The sequence below is a fragment of the Streptomyces coelicoflavus genome (genome assembly GCF_003112555.1).
Lineage (GTDB): Bacteria > Actinomycetota > Actinomycetes > Streptomycetales > Streptomycetaceae > Streptomyces > Streptomyces coelicoflavus.
Map to the genome: position 1 here is coordinate 308,298 of NZ_BEWB01000005.1, position 13,352 is coordinate 321,649.

At 72.3% G+C, this 13,352-nt stretch carries 11 protein-coding genes; 3 read left to right on the forward strand and 8 right to left on the reverse strand.

Annotated elements, in window-relative coordinates; translation table 11 throughout:
- Positions 1-5: 5 nt before the first annotated feature.
- Both Sco07f_RS13235 and Sco07f_RS13240 read right to left on the reverse strand, forming a co-directional pair.
- Positions 6-977 carry a carbohydrate ABC transporter permease gene (locus Sco07f_RS13235; RefSeq protein WP_108987947.1) on the reverse strand — a complete coding sequence of 324 codons (972 nt, stop codon included), beginning with the start codon at positions 975-977 and terminating at the stop codon, positions 6-8.
- A gap of 11 nt (positions 978-988) precedes the next feature.
- Positions 989-2,275 carry an ABC transporter substrate-binding protein gene (locus tag Sco07f_RS13240; protein WP_167468083.1) on the reverse strand — a complete coding sequence of 429 codons (1,287 nt, stop codon included), beginning with the start codon at positions 2,273-2,275 and terminating at the stop codon, positions 989-991.
- Between the two features lie 284 nt (positions 2,276-2,559).
- Between Sco07f_RS13240 and yicI the strand changes: the two genes are divergently transcribed.
- Positions 2,560-4,830, forward strand: coding sequence for an alpha-xylosidase (gene yicI / locus Sco07f_RS13245; protein WP_108987948.1), 2,271 nt, complete (start codon positions 2,560-2,562; stop codon positions 4,828-4,830).
- 11 nt (positions 4,831-4,841) lie between these two features.
- Here yicI and Sco07f_RS13250 read toward each other — a convergent pair whose 3' ends face one another.
- From Sco07f_RS13250 to Sco07f_RS13260, 3 genes are all read right to left on the reverse strand, one after another.
- The gene (locus Sco07f_RS13250; RefSeq protein ID WP_108987949.1) at positions 4,842-6,044 is read right to left on the reverse strand and encodes a cysteine desulfurase-like protein; all 1,203 of its coding nucleotides are present in this window, start codon (positions 6,042-6,044) and stop codon (positions 4,842-4,844) included.
- Between the two features lie 130 nt (positions 6,045-6,174).
- Positions 6,175-7,236 (reverse strand): ABC-2 transporter permease, encoded by a 1,062-nt coding sequence (locus tag Sco07f_RS13255; protein ID WP_108987950.1) that lies wholly within the window; start codon positions 7,234-7,236, stop codon positions 6,175-6,177.
- Between the two features lie 13 nt (positions 7,237-7,249).
- The gene (locus tag Sco07f_RS13260) at positions 7,250-7,852 is read right to left on the reverse strand and encodes a Dps family protein (RefSeq protein ID WP_003977779.1); all 603 of its coding nucleotides are present in this window, start codon (positions 7,850-7,852) and stop codon (positions 7,250-7,252) included.
- Positions 7,853-8,084: 232 nt separating this feature from the next.
- Here Sco07f_RS13260 and Sco07f_RS13265 point away from each other — a divergent pair, with 232 nt between their 5' ends.
- Together Sco07f_RS13265 and Sco07f_RS13270 are read left to right on the forward strand one after the other, a co-directional pair.
- A complete protein-coding gene (locus Sco07f_RS13265) occupies positions 8,085-9,200 on the forward strand; it encodes a Gfo/Idh/MocA family protein (RefSeq protein WP_108987951.1) in 1,116 nt (371 codons plus the stop codon).
- A 125-nt stretch (positions 9,201-9,325) separates the two neighbouring features.
- Complete coding sequence (locus tag Sco07f_RS13270; RefSeq protein ID WP_007388317.1) at positions 9,326-9,778, forward strand: phospholipase; 453 nt, start codon at positions 9,326-9,328, stop codon at positions 9,776-9,778.
- On the opposite strand, the gene Sco07f_RS13275 is transcribed toward Sco07f_RS13270, so the two are convergent.
- The 3 genes from Sco07f_RS13275 to Sco07f_RS13285 all read right to left on the reverse strand — a co-directional run bounded on the left by Sco07f_RS13275 (position 9,751) and on the right by Sco07f_RS13285 (position 13,196).
- On the reverse strand, positions 9,751-10,407 hold the full coding sequence (locus Sco07f_RS13275) for a phosphatase PAP2 family protein (protein ID WP_108987952.1): 657 nt from the start codon (positions 10,405-10,407) through the stop codon (positions 9,751-9,753). The two genes, Sco07f_RS13270 and Sco07f_RS13275, sit on opposite strands and share 28 nt — an antisense overlap.
- 207 nt (positions 10,408-10,614) lie before the next feature.
- On the reverse strand, positions 10,615-12,876 hold the full coding sequence (locus tag Sco07f_RS13280) for a heavy metal translocating P-type ATPase (protein WP_108987953.1): 2,262 nt from the start codon (positions 12,874-12,876) through the stop codon (positions 10,615-10,617).
- A gap of 86 nt (positions 12,877-12,962) precedes the next feature.
- Positions 12,963-13,196: a heavy-metal-associated domain-containing protein gene (locus Sco07f_RS13285; protein WP_108987954.1), complete on the reverse strand. Its 234-nt coding sequence runs from the start codon at positions 13,194-13,196 to the stop codon at positions 12,963-12,965.
- Positions 13,197-13,352: the final 156 nt, after the last annotated feature.

Genomic DNA, 13,352 nt, shown 5'->3' on the forward strand with positions numbered 1-13,352 from the left:
GGACGTCACTTCCCCTCGGTGCGGTTGGCCCGCAGGTAGAACACCGCGAACACGGCGGAGATCAGGATGAGTACGTTGCCGACGACGGCGCCCGCGCCGAAGTCCAGCTGGACGAAGGAGTTCTGGTAGGTCAGGGTGCCGAGCGTCTGGGTGGCGTCGGCCGGGCCGCCGTCGGTCAGGGCGAGGATCAGGTCGAGGATCTTCACCGTCGACATGAAGCCCAGCACGAGGACGACCGTGACGACGGGCTTGAGCATCGGCAGGGTCACCGAACGGAAGGTCCGCCAGGCCGAGGCGCCGTCCAGCGCGGCCGCCTCGTGCAGCTCCTTCGGGATCTCCTGGAGACCGCCGTACAGGATGACCATGTTGAACGGGATGCCGATCCAGATGTTGACCAGGATCACCGACACCAGGGCCATCTCGGGGCTGGTCAGCCAGGGCGTGTGACCGCCGATCCCGAGCGTGTCCAGGAACGAGTTCAGCACGCCCGTGTCCTGGTCGAGGATGCGGCGCCAGACGATGCCGGACACCACCATGGGCACCAGCCACGGCAGCAGGATCAGCGAGCGCAGCACCCCGTTGAGGGGGAAGCGCCGGCTGAAGAACACCGCGAGCGCCAGGCCGATGCAGAACTGGCCGAGCAGCGAGCCCGCCGTGAAGACGAGCGTGTGCCACAGCGCCTTGCCGAACAGGGCGTCCTGGAACACGTTGGACCAGTTGTCGGCGCCGTTGAAGGGCGCCTCACCGGTGAAGAAGGTCTTCGGCGTGTAGTCCTGGAAGCTCATCACGACGTTGCGCACGAGCGGGTAGCCGAAGAACAGCAGCATGAAGACGACGGCGGGGACGACGAACCCCCACTGGGCGAGCCTGCGGCGGCGCGCGATCCGGCCGGGGTCCGGCGCGGCGGGCGACGCGGACGTCTTCGCGGGCGCCTGCGCGCCGACGGAAGACGTGGACGTGGGCATGGGCGTGGTCATGGGGGCGTACCTCAGTTCCCGCTCGTGGCCCGCTGCTGGGCGCGCTTCAGGGCGGTCTCACTGGACTGGCCGGTCAGGGCCGACTGGAAGGCGCTCTGCAGGGCGAGCGACACGCTCGACCAGCCGGCGCCGAGCTTCGCCGTGCGGGACCGGGCGACGGCCACCTGGTCGGCGAGGGAGTCCAGCTCGGGCACCTTCTCGCGCCAGACGGCCGCGGCCTTCGCGTTGGCCGGGACCATCCAGCTGTTGAGCGCGTAGGTCAGCTGCTCCTTCTCGCTCGACAGACACGCGACGATCTTCCCGGCCGTCTTCTCCCTGCCCTCGTCACCGGTGTTGGGCACGGTGAGGACCGCACCGCCGAGCGGCCCGACCGAGTCGTCACCGGCCTCCGGCACCGGGATCGGCGCGATGCCCCAGTGCAGCGACTTGTCGCTGTTGAGGGTCTCCACCTGCCACGGACCGTTGATCATCATGGCCGCGTTCCCGGCCATGAACTGGTCGTTGACGTCCGCCTGGGTCCAGTTGACCGTCGACTTCGACAGCGAACGGTCCTTCAGCAGGCTCTTCCAGTAGTCCAGGGCCTCGACCACCTTCGGGCCGTCCAGGTCGGTCTCGTCACCCCCGTTGGACCACATGAACGGCGTGAACTGGAAGACGCCGTCCTCCGCGCCGCCCGCGCTGAGCGCCAGGCCGTACCGCTTTCCCTCGGTGAGCTCCTTCGCGGTCCGCCGCAACTCGTCCCAGGTGGTGGGCACATCGAGACCCGCCTCGTCGAGGACGTCCTTGTTGTAGAAGAGGGCGAGGGTGTTCACGGAGCGGGCCGCGCCGTAGTACGTGCCCTTGTACGAGCCGAAGTCGACGATGCCGTCGGGGATGTCCTCGGTGCTCAGCCCGAGCGTCCTGAGGTCGACGAGGCCGCCCGCGTCGGCGAAGGTCGGCATCTCGGACGCGTCGAACTGCACGATGTCGGGCAGCGACTTGGACGACGCCATGCGCAGCGCCTTCGTCATCACCTGCGCCGCCGGGACGCTCTGCTGCTCGATGGTGACGCCCAGCTCCTTGCCGCAGCGGGCCATCGCCTCCGCGTCCCAGCGGTGGTACGACTCGTCGGTCGAGGAGTTCATCACGGTGTACGTGCCGGCGTCGCGCTGCTGTCCGCAGCCGGCCAGCGCCGCTCCGGCGACCAGCACGGATGCGGCGGTGAACGGGGCGAGGGCTCGGCTTGAGCGCCCTCGCCCGCGGCGTGTGGCAGCCGGAGGGTGTGCTGTCAAGGCGAGCGAGGTGAAGCGCTTCGACATGGTGCGGCCCTTGCTGTCGTACTGTCCGGCTTCGTCGCCGGACCGATTTGTTTGGTGTGATGACTAATACGTCACGGACCCGCTTCCGCGCTAGAGCAAAGTGGCCCCTCCCTCTTCGCCCCGGGTGGTGGCGAAGCTGTTCTGTGAGGCAATAGTCCCTGTTCAGAGCGCTGTATGTGCGGCAAACGCCGCGGCGCCGGAATTTGTCTTGTGTACGATCAACTCGCTGTGAGACGGCCACCGTGCTCCCCATCCGACAGCTCCCGCCCCACCCGAGGAAGATCATGAAGTTCACCGACGGCTTCTGGCTCATCCGCGAGGGCGTGCACCTCTCGTACGCCACCGAGGTACGCGATGTACGTCCCGAATCGAAGCGCTTCACCGCCCATGCCGCCGTGAAGAAGGTGACGCGGCGAGGGGACACGCTCAACGCGCCGCTCCTCACGGTCGAGTGCTTCTCTCCCGCCGAGGGCGTCATCGGCGTCCGCGTCACCCACCACGCCGGCAAACGCCGGCCCGGTCCCGACTTCGCCCTCAGCGGTGCGGCGGACGGCGCCGGCGAGGTGCGCCAGGACGGCTCCGTCACCGAGCTGACCAGCGGCGCGCTCACCCTCCGCCTGGACCGCGAGGGCCCCTGGGGCCTCACCTTCCACGACGCCGACGGACGCGAGCTGACCCGCGCCGACGCCAAGGGCACCGCCTTCGCCACCACCGGCGACGGAGGCCACCACATGCTCGGCCGCCTCGCCCTCGGCGTCGGCGAGCAGATCTACGGCCTCGGCGAGCGCTTCACCCCGTTCGTCAAGAACGGCCAGGTCGTCGACATGTGGCAGGCCGACGGCGGCACCAGCAGCGAACAGGCCTACAAGAACGTTCCGTTCTACCTCTCCTCGCGCGGGTACGGCGTCTTCGTCAACCACCCCGGCGCGGTCTCCTTCGAGGTCGGCTCCGAGTCCGTCGGCCAGGTGCAGTTCAGCGTCGAGGACCAGACGCTGGAGTACTACGTCGTCGCCGGGCCCACCCCCAAGGACGTCCTCACCCGCTACACCGCCCTCACCGGCCGCCCCGCCCTGCCGCCGGCCTGGTCCTTCGGCCTGTGGCTCACCACGTCCTTCACCACCTCCTACGACGAGCAGACGGTCACCTCGTTCGTGGACGGCATGGCCGAGCGCGGCATCCCGCTCTCCGTCTTCCACTTCGACTGCTTCTGGATGCGCGAGTACCAGTGGTGCGACTTCGAATGGGACCCGGACGTCTTCCCGGACCCGGACGGCATGCTCGCCCGGCTCAAGGCCAAGGGGCTGAGGGTCAGCGCCTGGATCAACCCCTACATCGCCCAGAAGTCCCCGCTGTTCGAGGAGGCCGCCGCCCTCGGGCACCTGGTGCGCAGGCCGGACGGCGACATCTGGCAGTGGGACCTGTGGCAGGCCGGCATGGGCCTGGTCGACTTCACCAGCCCGGCCGCCCGCGACTGGTACGCCGGGAAGCTCAAGCCCCTGCTCGACCAGGGCGTGGACTGCTTCAAGACCGACTTCGGCGAGCGCGTCCCCACCGACGTGGTCTGGCACGACGGCTCCGACCCGGAGCGCATGCACAACTACTACACGCACCTGTTCAACCGCACCGTCTTCGAACTCCTGGAGAAGGAGCGCGGGCAGGGCGAGGCCGTCCTCTTCGCCCGCTCGGCGACCGCGGGCGGCCAGCAGTACCCCGTCCACTGGGGCGGCGACTGCTGGTCGTCCTTCGAGGCGATGGCCGAGTCACTGCGGGGCGGTCTGTCCCTGTCCCTGAGCGGCTTCGGCTTCTGGAGCCACGACATCGGCGGCTTCGAGGGCACGCCCGATCCCGCCGTCTTCAAGCGCTGGCTGGCCTTCGGCCTGCTCTCCTCGCACAGCCGCCTGCACGGCTCCTCGTCGTACCGGGTGCCGTGGGAGTTCGGCGAGGAGGCCGTCGACGTCGCCCGCCGCTTCACCCTCCTCAAGCACCGCCTGATGCCCTACCTGTACGGCGTCGCCGCCGAGGCCCACCGCACCGGCGTGCCGATGATGCGGCCGATGGTCCTGGAGTATCCGCACGACCCGGCCTGCCGCCCGCTGGACCGCCAGTACATGCTCGGCTCCGACGTCCTGGTCGCCCCGGTCTTCACCGAGGACGGCGAGGTCGAGGTCTACCTCCCCGAGGGCACCTGGACCCACCTCCTGTCCGGCGAGCGCGTCACCGGCCCGGCCTGGCGCACCGAACGGCACGGCTACGACAGCCTGCCGCTGTACGTCCGCGAGGGCGCCGTCCTGCCGCTGGCCTCCGACGACAGCCGCCCCGACGGCGACTGGCTGGACGCCCCGACCCTGCTCGTCCACCCGTCCGCCGACGCCGGCTACACGGCCGAGGCCGGCGTGCCCGACCTGCTGGGCACACCGGCCGCGAGCTTCCGCGTGCGGCGGGAGGGGGACGTCCTGCGGGTCACCGCGACCGGTACCGACCGCCCCTTCACCGTCCGGGTCGCGGGCGGCGCGAGCGCGCGGGGCGAGGGGAAGGTGACCGTACCGCTGTCGTGAGACCGCCCGGGTCAGCGGCCGAGGCCGGCCAGCGCGGTCAGGAGGCGGTCCACGTCGTCCGCGCTGGTGTAGGGCGCCAGTCCGACCCGGACGGCGCCCGCGTCGCCGAGGCCCAGGCGGCGCGAGGCCTCCAGGGCGTAGAAGGACCCGGCGGGCGCGTCGACACCCCGTTCGGCCAGTCGCCCGTACACGTCGGCCGGGCGCAGGCCCGCCACGGTGAACAGCAGGGTCGGCGTGCGCCGTGCGGCCCGCGAGTACACGGTGACGCCGTCCAGACCGGCCAGCCCCCGCTCGATCCGCTCACGCAGGACGTCCTCGTGGGCCTCGAGCGCCGCGAACGAGGCGACCAGCCGGTCCCTGCGCGTGCCGCGCGCGTCCGGCTCCAGACCGGCGAGGAAGTCCACCGCGGCACGGGCGCCGGCCAGCAGCTCGTACGGCAGCGTGCCCAGCTCGAAGCGCTCGGGGACGGCGTCGCTGGAGGGCAACAGCTTGTCCGGACGCAGGGTCTCGAGGAACTCCGGCCGGGCCGCCAGCACCCCCAGGTGCGGGCCGAGGAACTTGTACGGCGAGCACACCAGCGTGTCCGCGCCGAGCGCCACCGGGTCGACGACGGCGTGCGAGGCGTAGTGCACCGCGTCCACGTGGCACAGCGCGCCGACACCGTGCGCCAGCCGGGCGATCGCCGGCAGGTCGGGCATCGTGCCGATCAGGTTGGACGCGGCCGTCACCGCCACCAGCCTGGTGCGCGGGGAGAGGACCGCCTCGATGTGCTCGGGACGCAGTTCACCGGTGGCCGGGTCGAAGTCGGCCCACCGCACGGTCGCGCCGGCCGACTCGGCCGCCTGGACCCAGGGCCGGATGTTGGAGTCGTGGTCCAGCCGGGTGACGACCACCTCGTCCCCGGGCCCCCAGGACTTGGCGAGCGTCCGGGACAGGTCGTAGGCGAGCTGGGTCGCGCTGCGGCCGAGGACGATGCCCCGCGGCTCGGCGCCCAGCAGGTCGGCCAGCGCGGCGCGGGCGTCCGCGACGATGCCGTCCGCGTTGCGCTCGCCCTCGGTGGTGCGGCCGCGGTTGGCCAGCGGGTTGGACAGCGCCTGCGCGATCGCGTCGATGACGGGCTGCGGGGTCTGGGTGCCGCCCGGCGCGTCGAAGCGGGCCGAGCCGGACTTCAGGGCGGGTATCTGCGCGCGGATCGCGTCGACGTCGAGGGCCATGTGCACTCCAACCGAAGGCGGGGACTCCCGGAAGCCGGTGCCTCCGGAAGCGCGGACTCCCGAAGGCGGGTCTTCCGGCCTCATGATCGCAGCCGCTCGGCGCCGGCGACAGGGGCCCGCGACCCGCGGGTCAGGTGTCCTCCGCTCCCGTCGGGTCCCGCTCGCGGCCGCCGGGATGCCGGTGCCGCCAGACCCAGAAGACCGTGCACGACAACAGCGCCCACCCGCCCAGCACCAGGTACGGGAAGGCGTGCTGGTGGCCCTGGAAGTACACCGCTGTGTGCTGCGCGTTGACCGAGCCCCCGGGCGGCAGCCACCGGCCGATCGTCCCGAGCGGTGACGGCAGCAGCGGCCAGGACACCGCGCCGCCGGACGAAGGGTTGCCGATGATCACCATCAGGCCCCAGGTGGGCAGCATCGCCCAGCGGCCGAACATGGTGTTGAACATGGTGAAGACCATCCCGGACACGAACATCGTGAGCGCCAGGATCAGCCACGACTGGGCGAACGGCAGGTTCAGCGCGCCCAGCAGCCAGTCCACCGTGGCGGCGATGGCGAACCCGCCGAGCAGCGCGTAGGCCATCGTGAACAGGATGCGTTCGACGGGGGTGAGCGTGCGCGCGTGCACGCTGAGCTGGATCGCGCCGACGAAGCCGATGATCACGGCGGCCAGCGAGATGTAGAAGATCGCCAGCCCGCGCGGGTCGCCCTTCTGCAACGGATTGACGTCCCGCACCGAGACCCGGACACCGAGCTTCTTGCCCACGGCCGGTGCCGTTTGCGAGAGCAGTTCGGCGACCGAGGCGCCGGACGCGCCGGACACGTCGAGGGCGGCGCTGCGCCCGTCGTCGCGCAGCTCGAAGACCGCGAAGACCTCCTGCTGCTCGATCGCCTCGCGGGCCGCGGCGCGGGTCTCGTACGGATGCACCTTCACCGAGGTGTCCAACGCCTTCTCCAGGCCGCGGAGATAGGCCCGGCCGGCCGCCTTCTCGTACGAGCCGACCACGGCCGTGGGGATCAGGCGCGGCGTCGGGTTCGCCATCGAGTAGGTGTACGAGCCCGCGAAGAGGCCGGCCGCGGCCGCGAGGATCAGCACCAGAACGGTGGCCGGCCAGAACGGCGACCGCCGGAAGGCGGACCACCGCCCGCCGGCCGGGGGACCGCCGTCGGCGTCCTGGGACAGGTGCGCCATGTCCGGGCCGGGGTCAGGCGTGGACCAGCGGCGTGTCCACGAGGTGTTCCGCCACGAACCACGCCTGGAGTTCGTTGGTGCGCAGGACCTCGGAGACCAGGAGGTCGTTGGTGCCGTCGTCCCCGTACTCCTGGGTGCGGGCCGCCGCGTCGTGGCACTCGGTGAGGATCAGCTCGTGCGCCTCCAGCAGGCGGGAGAGCATCGACGGCACCTCCTCCACCCCGTCCGGCGGGCGCGGCACGGTGGTGATCTCGGCGACGTGCCGGGGGTCGCCGACCGCGACGCCGCCGAGTGTCTGGACGCGCTCGGCGACGGTGTCGATCAGCTCCAGCTGTTCGCCCGCGTGCTTGTCGAGGAGCAGGTGCAGTTGGTAGAACGTCGCCCCGCGCATCAGCCAGTGGTACTTCTTGTACAGGTCGTGCAGGATCCGGGTGTCCGCCAGGACCTTGTTGAGCCGCTGGCAGGAGTACAGCCGGGTGTCCATGGTGAGGGCCACGGGGAACTGCTTGACGGTGCCGAACTCCTGAATGGTCCGGCCCTTCTGGTGCAGCCAGGGCTGGCTGCCGTCCGACCGGTGCTCCGCGGACGACGGGGGCTTCGGCTTCGGGGAACTCACGCCTGTACTCCTTCTGGAGAGGACTGAAGGGCGGGCCGGCGCGCTGCCGCCGGCCCGGGTTCCCCCCGCGACAGTCGACCAGGGGTGCGCCCGGCCCGCAAACGGTGGGGGTTGTCCGGGGTGACGCGGTCCGCCTATGGTCGGTCTGCTCTGAAAGCGCTTTCTCCAGCGACGCGGTGCCGCACGGTGTGCGTGCGCCGCGTGCCGCGCCCCGCCGTCCGAGGAGGACCGCATGTCCCCACGCCCCGCCCGCCGCCGGGTCGCGGTGATCGGCACCGGTGCCATCGTCACCGGCGGCCACCTGCCGGCGCTCGCCGCCCACGCCGACCGCACCGAGCTGGTCGCCGCCGTCGACGTGGACCCCGCGCGGCTCGACGCCTTCCGCGCCGAGGCGCCCGGCGACGTCACCGGGTACGCCTCGACGGGCGCGATGCTGGACGCCGTACGGCCCGACCTGGTGCTCGTCGGCACGCCGCCGTCCCTGCACCGGGAGCAGGCGGTGGCCGCGCTCGAGGCGGGTGCGTGGGTGCTGTGCGAGAAGCCGCTGTGCCTCTCCCTCGCCGAGTACGACGACATCGCCGCGGCCGAGGAGGCGTCCGGGGCGTACGCGTCCGTGGTCTTCCAGCACCGGTACGGTTCGGGCGCCGCGCACGCACGCGACCTGATCGCGAGCGGCGAGCTGGGCGCCCCGCTGGTCGCCCACTGCCAGACGACCTGGCACCGCGACGCCGCCTACTACGCGGTGCCCTGGCGCGGGCGCTGGTCCACCGAGGGCGGCGGCCCGACCATGGGCCACGGCATCCACCAGTACGACCTGCTGCTCCATCTGCTCGGTCCCTGGGCGGAGATACGGGGCATGGCGTCGCGCCTGGTGCACGACACCGAGAGCGAGGACGTCTCCACCGCCCTGGTGCGCTTCGGGAGCGGCGCCCTCGCCACCGTCGTCAACAGCGTGCTCTCCCCGGACGAGACGAGCCGGATACGCGTCGACTGCCGCGACGCGACGGTCGAGTTGACCCATCTGTACGGGCACCGCAACGACGACTGGGTCTACACCCCGGCCCGGCACGTCGCGCCCGAGCGCGCCGCCGCCTGGCGCACCCCGCCCGCCGACGTGCCCAGCTCCCACACGGCGCAGCTCGGCGCCGTCCTGGACGCCTGGGACGCCGGGGTCCGACCGCCCGGCAGCGGCTTCGAGGCCCGCGCCACGCTGGAGTTCGCCGCGGCCTTGTACAAGGCGGCGTTCACCGGGCGGCCGGTGCACGCGGGGGAGATCGGGCCCGGCGACCCCTTCTACGCGGCCATGCACGGCGGTCATCCCGACTGGGCCCCTGAAGGACGCGCGTAGCTCAAAACCGAAGAGTTCACGGCGGGTTGGGGTGAAAGAGGTGTGAACAGGGGGTCCAGGTGCGCATCATCTTGACATGAACCTGCGGCCCGAGAGTCGGGCCGCATCCTCATGGAGGTGTTGGGATGCACCGCAGACTCGCCACCGGACTCACCGCCGCCGCGCTGGCGGTGACCACCGTCGTCGCCACCGCCGCGACCGCCGAGGCCGCTCCCTCCGACAAGGCACAGGTACTGGCGAGTTGGACGCAGACCAGTGCGTCCAGCTACAACGCCTGGACCGCGGCACGGGCGGACAAGTCCGCCTGGTCCGCCTACGGGTTCGACTGGACCACCGACTACTGCTCCTCCTCGCCGGACAACCCGTTCGGCTTCCCCTTCAGCACCTCCTGCGCACGGCACGACTTCGGCTACCGCAACTACAAGGACGCGGGCACCTTCGACGCCAACAAGTCCCGCCTGGACAGTGCCTTCTACGAGGACCTCAAGCGGGTCTGCGCCCGCTACGGCGGGGCCACCAAGACCGCCTGCAACAGCACCGCGTGGACGTACTACCAGGCCGTGAAGGTGTTCGGCTGACGAACCCTGGCAGGCGCCGCCGCCGCCAACGCGGCCGCCGCACTGGCGATGCCCAGGACGGCGCCCGCGGCGACGTCACCGGGATAGTGCACGCCGGTGTGGACCCGCGAGTAGCCGACGGCGCTCGCCAGCGCGCCGAGCGGCACGGCGGCCTCGGGCAGGACCACGCCGACGGCCGTGGCGAACGCCACCGCGGCGGCCGTGTGCCCCGACGGGAACGACGCCGACCGGGGCATGGGCACATACCGGTCCACCGTCACGCGTGCCGCCTCCCGGTCCGGCCGCGCCCGGTGCACCAGGCGCTTGCCCAGCAGGTTCGTCGAGGCCGACGCCACGGCGACCGCCCCCACACCGACGAGGGCCGCCCGCCGTGCCCGCGCCCCGCCCAGCGCGAGCGCGGCGGCGATCCCCAGCGAGACCTTCGAATGGTCGGCGGCATGGGACAGGCGCCGTAGTGCCCGGTCGAGCGTGGGCGTGGACGTGGCGGCCACCGCGGCGTAGAGCGCGCCGTCCACGGCACGCAGATCCCCGAGCACGGCAGCGACGGCCCGCCGGCGTGCGGGGGCCGGCGCCGGGGCCGGCCCGAGCGGGCCACGGGTGTCGCCGTCGGCGTTGGTCGGTTCGGTCATGGGCTCCTCGCTCCGCGGGGAGAGGGGACCCGAACCACCCTGGTCGCGGCCGGGCGCGACGGCGCGTGGGCGGGGCCCGTCCGGGGGACGGCGGGAGCGAGGAGGCCGAGTTCCGGGGTGCGGACCGGCACGACCGGGACCACACGGCGCCGGGCCGCCGGCCGGCCCTCGAGGGGTCGGCCGGCGGCCCGGCGGCGCGGTGGTGGATCAGCCGGCGGCCTTGAAGCCCCGCAGCCGCAGGGAGTTGCCGACGACGAAGACGGAGGAGAAGGCCATGGCCGCTCCGGCGATCATCGGGTTGAGGAGTCCGGCCGCGGCGAGCGGCAGCGCGGCGACGTTGTAGGCGAAGGCCCAGAACAGGTTCGACTTGATGGTGCCCAGCGTCCTGCGGGCCAGCCGGATGGCGTCGGCGGCGGCCCGCAGGTCCCCGCGGACGAGGGTGAGGTCGCCGGCCTCGATGGCGGCGTCGGTGCCGGTCCCCATGGCGAGCCCCAGGTCGGCCTGGGCGAGCGCGGCGGCGTCGTTGACCCCGTCGCCGACCATCGCCACCGAACGGCCCTCGCCCTGGAGGCGCTTGACGACGGCGACCTTGTCCTGCGGCAGTACCTCGGCGACGACGTGCTCGGCGTCGATGCCGACCTCGCGGGCGACGGAGGCGGCCACTGCCTTGTTGTCGCCGGTCAGCAGCACCGGCGTCAGGCCCAGGCCGCGCAGCCGGGTGATCGCCTCGGCGCTGGTCTCCTTCACCGCGTCCGCGACCTCCAGGACGGCACGGGCCTCGCCGTCCCAGGCGACGGTGATCGCGGTGCGGCCGGTCTGCTCGGCCGCGGTCTTCGCGCGGGCCAGGCCGGCGGGCAGCTCCATGGCCCACTCGGCGAGCAGCTTCTCGCGGCCGACCAGGACCGCATGGCCCTCGACGACGCCTTGGACGCCGAGCCCCGGCACGTTGGCGAAGTCCTCGGGGGCGGGCAGGGTGCCGATGCGTTCGGCGGCGCCCGTGGCGACCGCCCGGGCGATCGGGTGCTCCGAGGCGTGCTCCAACGCCCCGGCCAGCCGGAGCACTTCGGCCTCCTCGGTGCCTTCGGCGGTGTGCACGGCGAGCAGCGTCATGCGGCCGGTGGTGACGGTGCCGGTCTTGTCGAGGACGACGGTGTCGACCTTGCGGGTGGACTCCAGGACCTCGGGGCCCTTGATGAGGATGCCGAGCTGGGCGCCGCGCCCGGTGCCGACCATCAGCGCGGTCGGGGTGGCGAGGCCGAGGGCACAGGGGCAGGCGATGATCAGGACGGCGACGGCGGCGGTGAACGCGGCGGCCGGTCCCGAGCCGTTGCCGAGCCAGAAGCCCAGGGTGGCCAGCGCGAGGGCGATGACGACGGGGACGAAGACGGCGGAGATGCGGTCGGCGAGCCGCTGGGCGGCGGCCTTGCCGTTCTGCGCGTCCTCGACCAGCTTCGCCATCCGCGCCAGCTGGGTGTCCGCGCCGACCCGGGTCGCCTCGACCACCAGTCGGCCGCCCGCGTTCAGGGTCGCTCCGGTGACCCCGTCGCCCACGCCGACCTCGACCGGCACGGACTCGCCGGTGAGCATCGACGCGTCGACGGCCGAGGTGCCCTCGACCACCGTGCCGTCGGTGGCGATCTTCTCGCCGGGGCGCACCAGGAAGCGGTCCCCGGTCTTCAGCTCGCCGACGGGGACGCGCTCCTCGATGCCGTCCCGCAGGACGGTGACGTCCTTCGCGCCCAGTTCCAGCAGCGCCTTCAGCGCGGCACCCGCCTTGCGCTTGGAGCGTGCCTCGAAGTAGCGCCCGGCGAGGATGAAGGCGGTCACCCCGGCGGCCGCCTCCAGGTAGATGTTCCCTGAGCCGTCACCGCGGGCGATCGTCAGCTCGAAGGGGTGGGTCATGCCGGGCGTGCCCGCGGTGCCGAGGAACAGCGCCCACAGCGACCACAGGAACGCCGCCGACGTGCCGACGGAGATCAGGGTGTCCATGGTGGCCGCGCCGTGCCGGGCGTTGGTGAAGGCGGCCCTGTGGAAGGGCCAGGCGGCGTACGTCACCACGGGCGCCGCCAGGGTCAGCGACAGCCACTGCCAGTACTCGAACTGGAGCGCCGGCACCATCGCCATCGCGATGACGGGGACCGCCAGCACCACGGCCGTGACCAGGCGCTGCCGGAGCGGCCGCAGGGGGTCGGCGGGCTCGGCCTGCTCGGTGTCGCCCGTGGGCCCGGGGCGGACCGGCTCGGGCTCGCGGGCCGTGTACCCGGTGGCCTCGACCGTGGCGATCAGCTCCGGGACGGAGACGTCGGCGGCATGGCTGATCCTGGCCTTCTCCGTGGCGTAGTTGACGGTGGCGGTGACCCCCTCCATCCGGTTGAGCTTCTTCTCGATCCGGGCGGCGCACGAGGCACAGGTCATGCCGCCGATGGCGAGTTCCACCTCGGCTGGTGCGCTGGTCGTACTGGTGGTCATGGCTGCTCCTGGTGCGGGCCGCCGGCCGGGACCCGGCGTGCGGGCCCCGGCGGTGCGGCTGTTCGACGGGGGGGCGTGCGGGCCGGTCAGCGGCGGCCGGTCAGCTCGTAGCCGGCCTCGTCGACGACCTCGGCGATCGCGGCGTCGTCCGGCTCGGCGGCGGAGGTGACGGTGACGTGGCCGGTGTCGAGCGCGACGTCGACGCCGGTGACACCCTCCAGCTCGCCGATCACCCCGGTGAGTGTCGCGCTGCAGTGGCCGCAGCTCATGCCGGCGACGGCGTAGGTGGTGGTGACGGGGGCGGTGACGTTCGAGGTCATTGCTTCCTCCGGATTGGCGTCGGAACTCATACGGGGCGGGGGTATCCGGCCCGGCGACTCCATGTATACCCCCAAGGGGTATCTGACGCAAGCCGTCGAATCGCTTGACCGGGTACCCCCTAGGGGTATTGTGAAGTGCATGGAGAGGCCTCCGCG

Coding starts and splice junctions, on each gene's coding strand:
- Sco07f_RS13255 (WP_108987950.1), bottom strand. CDS start 7,236: ATGGCGCACCTGTCCCAGGACGCCGACGGCGGTCCCCCGGCCGGCGGG.
- Sco07f_RS13270 (WP_007388317.1), top strand. CDS start 9,326: ATGCACCGCAGACTCGCCACCGGACTCACCGCCGCCGCGCTGGCGGTG.
- Sco07f_RS13265 (WP_108987951.1), top strand. CDS start 8,085: ATGTCCCCACGCCCCGCCCGCCGCCGGGTCGCGGTGATCGGCACCGGT.
- Sco07f_RS13275 (WP_108987952.1), bottom strand. CDS start 10,407: ATGACCGAACCGACCAACGCCGACGGCGACACCCGTGGCCCGCTCGGG.
- yicI (WP_108987948.1), top strand. CDS start 2,560: ATGAAGTTCACCGACGGCTTCTGGCTCATCCGCGAGGGCGTGCACCTC.
- Sco07f_RS13250 (WP_108987949.1), bottom strand. CDS start 6,044: ATGGCCCTCGACGTCGACGCGATCCGCGCGCAGATACCCGCCCTGAAG.
- Sco07f_RS13235 (WP_108987947.1), bottom strand. CDS start 977: ATGACCACGCCCATGCCCACGTCCACGTCTTCCGTCGGCGCGCAGGCG.
- Sco07f_RS13280 (WP_108987953.1), bottom strand. CDS start 12,876: ATGACCACCAGTACGACCAGCGCACCAGCCGAGGTGGAACTCGCCATC.
- Sco07f_RS13240 (WP_167468083.1), bottom strand. CDS start 2,275: ATGTCGAAGCGCTTCACCTCGCTCGCCTTGACAGCACACCCTCCGGCT.
- Sco07f_RS13285 (WP_108987954.1), bottom strand. CDS start 13,196: ATGACCTCGAACGTCACCGCCCCCGTCACCACCACCTACGCCGTCGCC.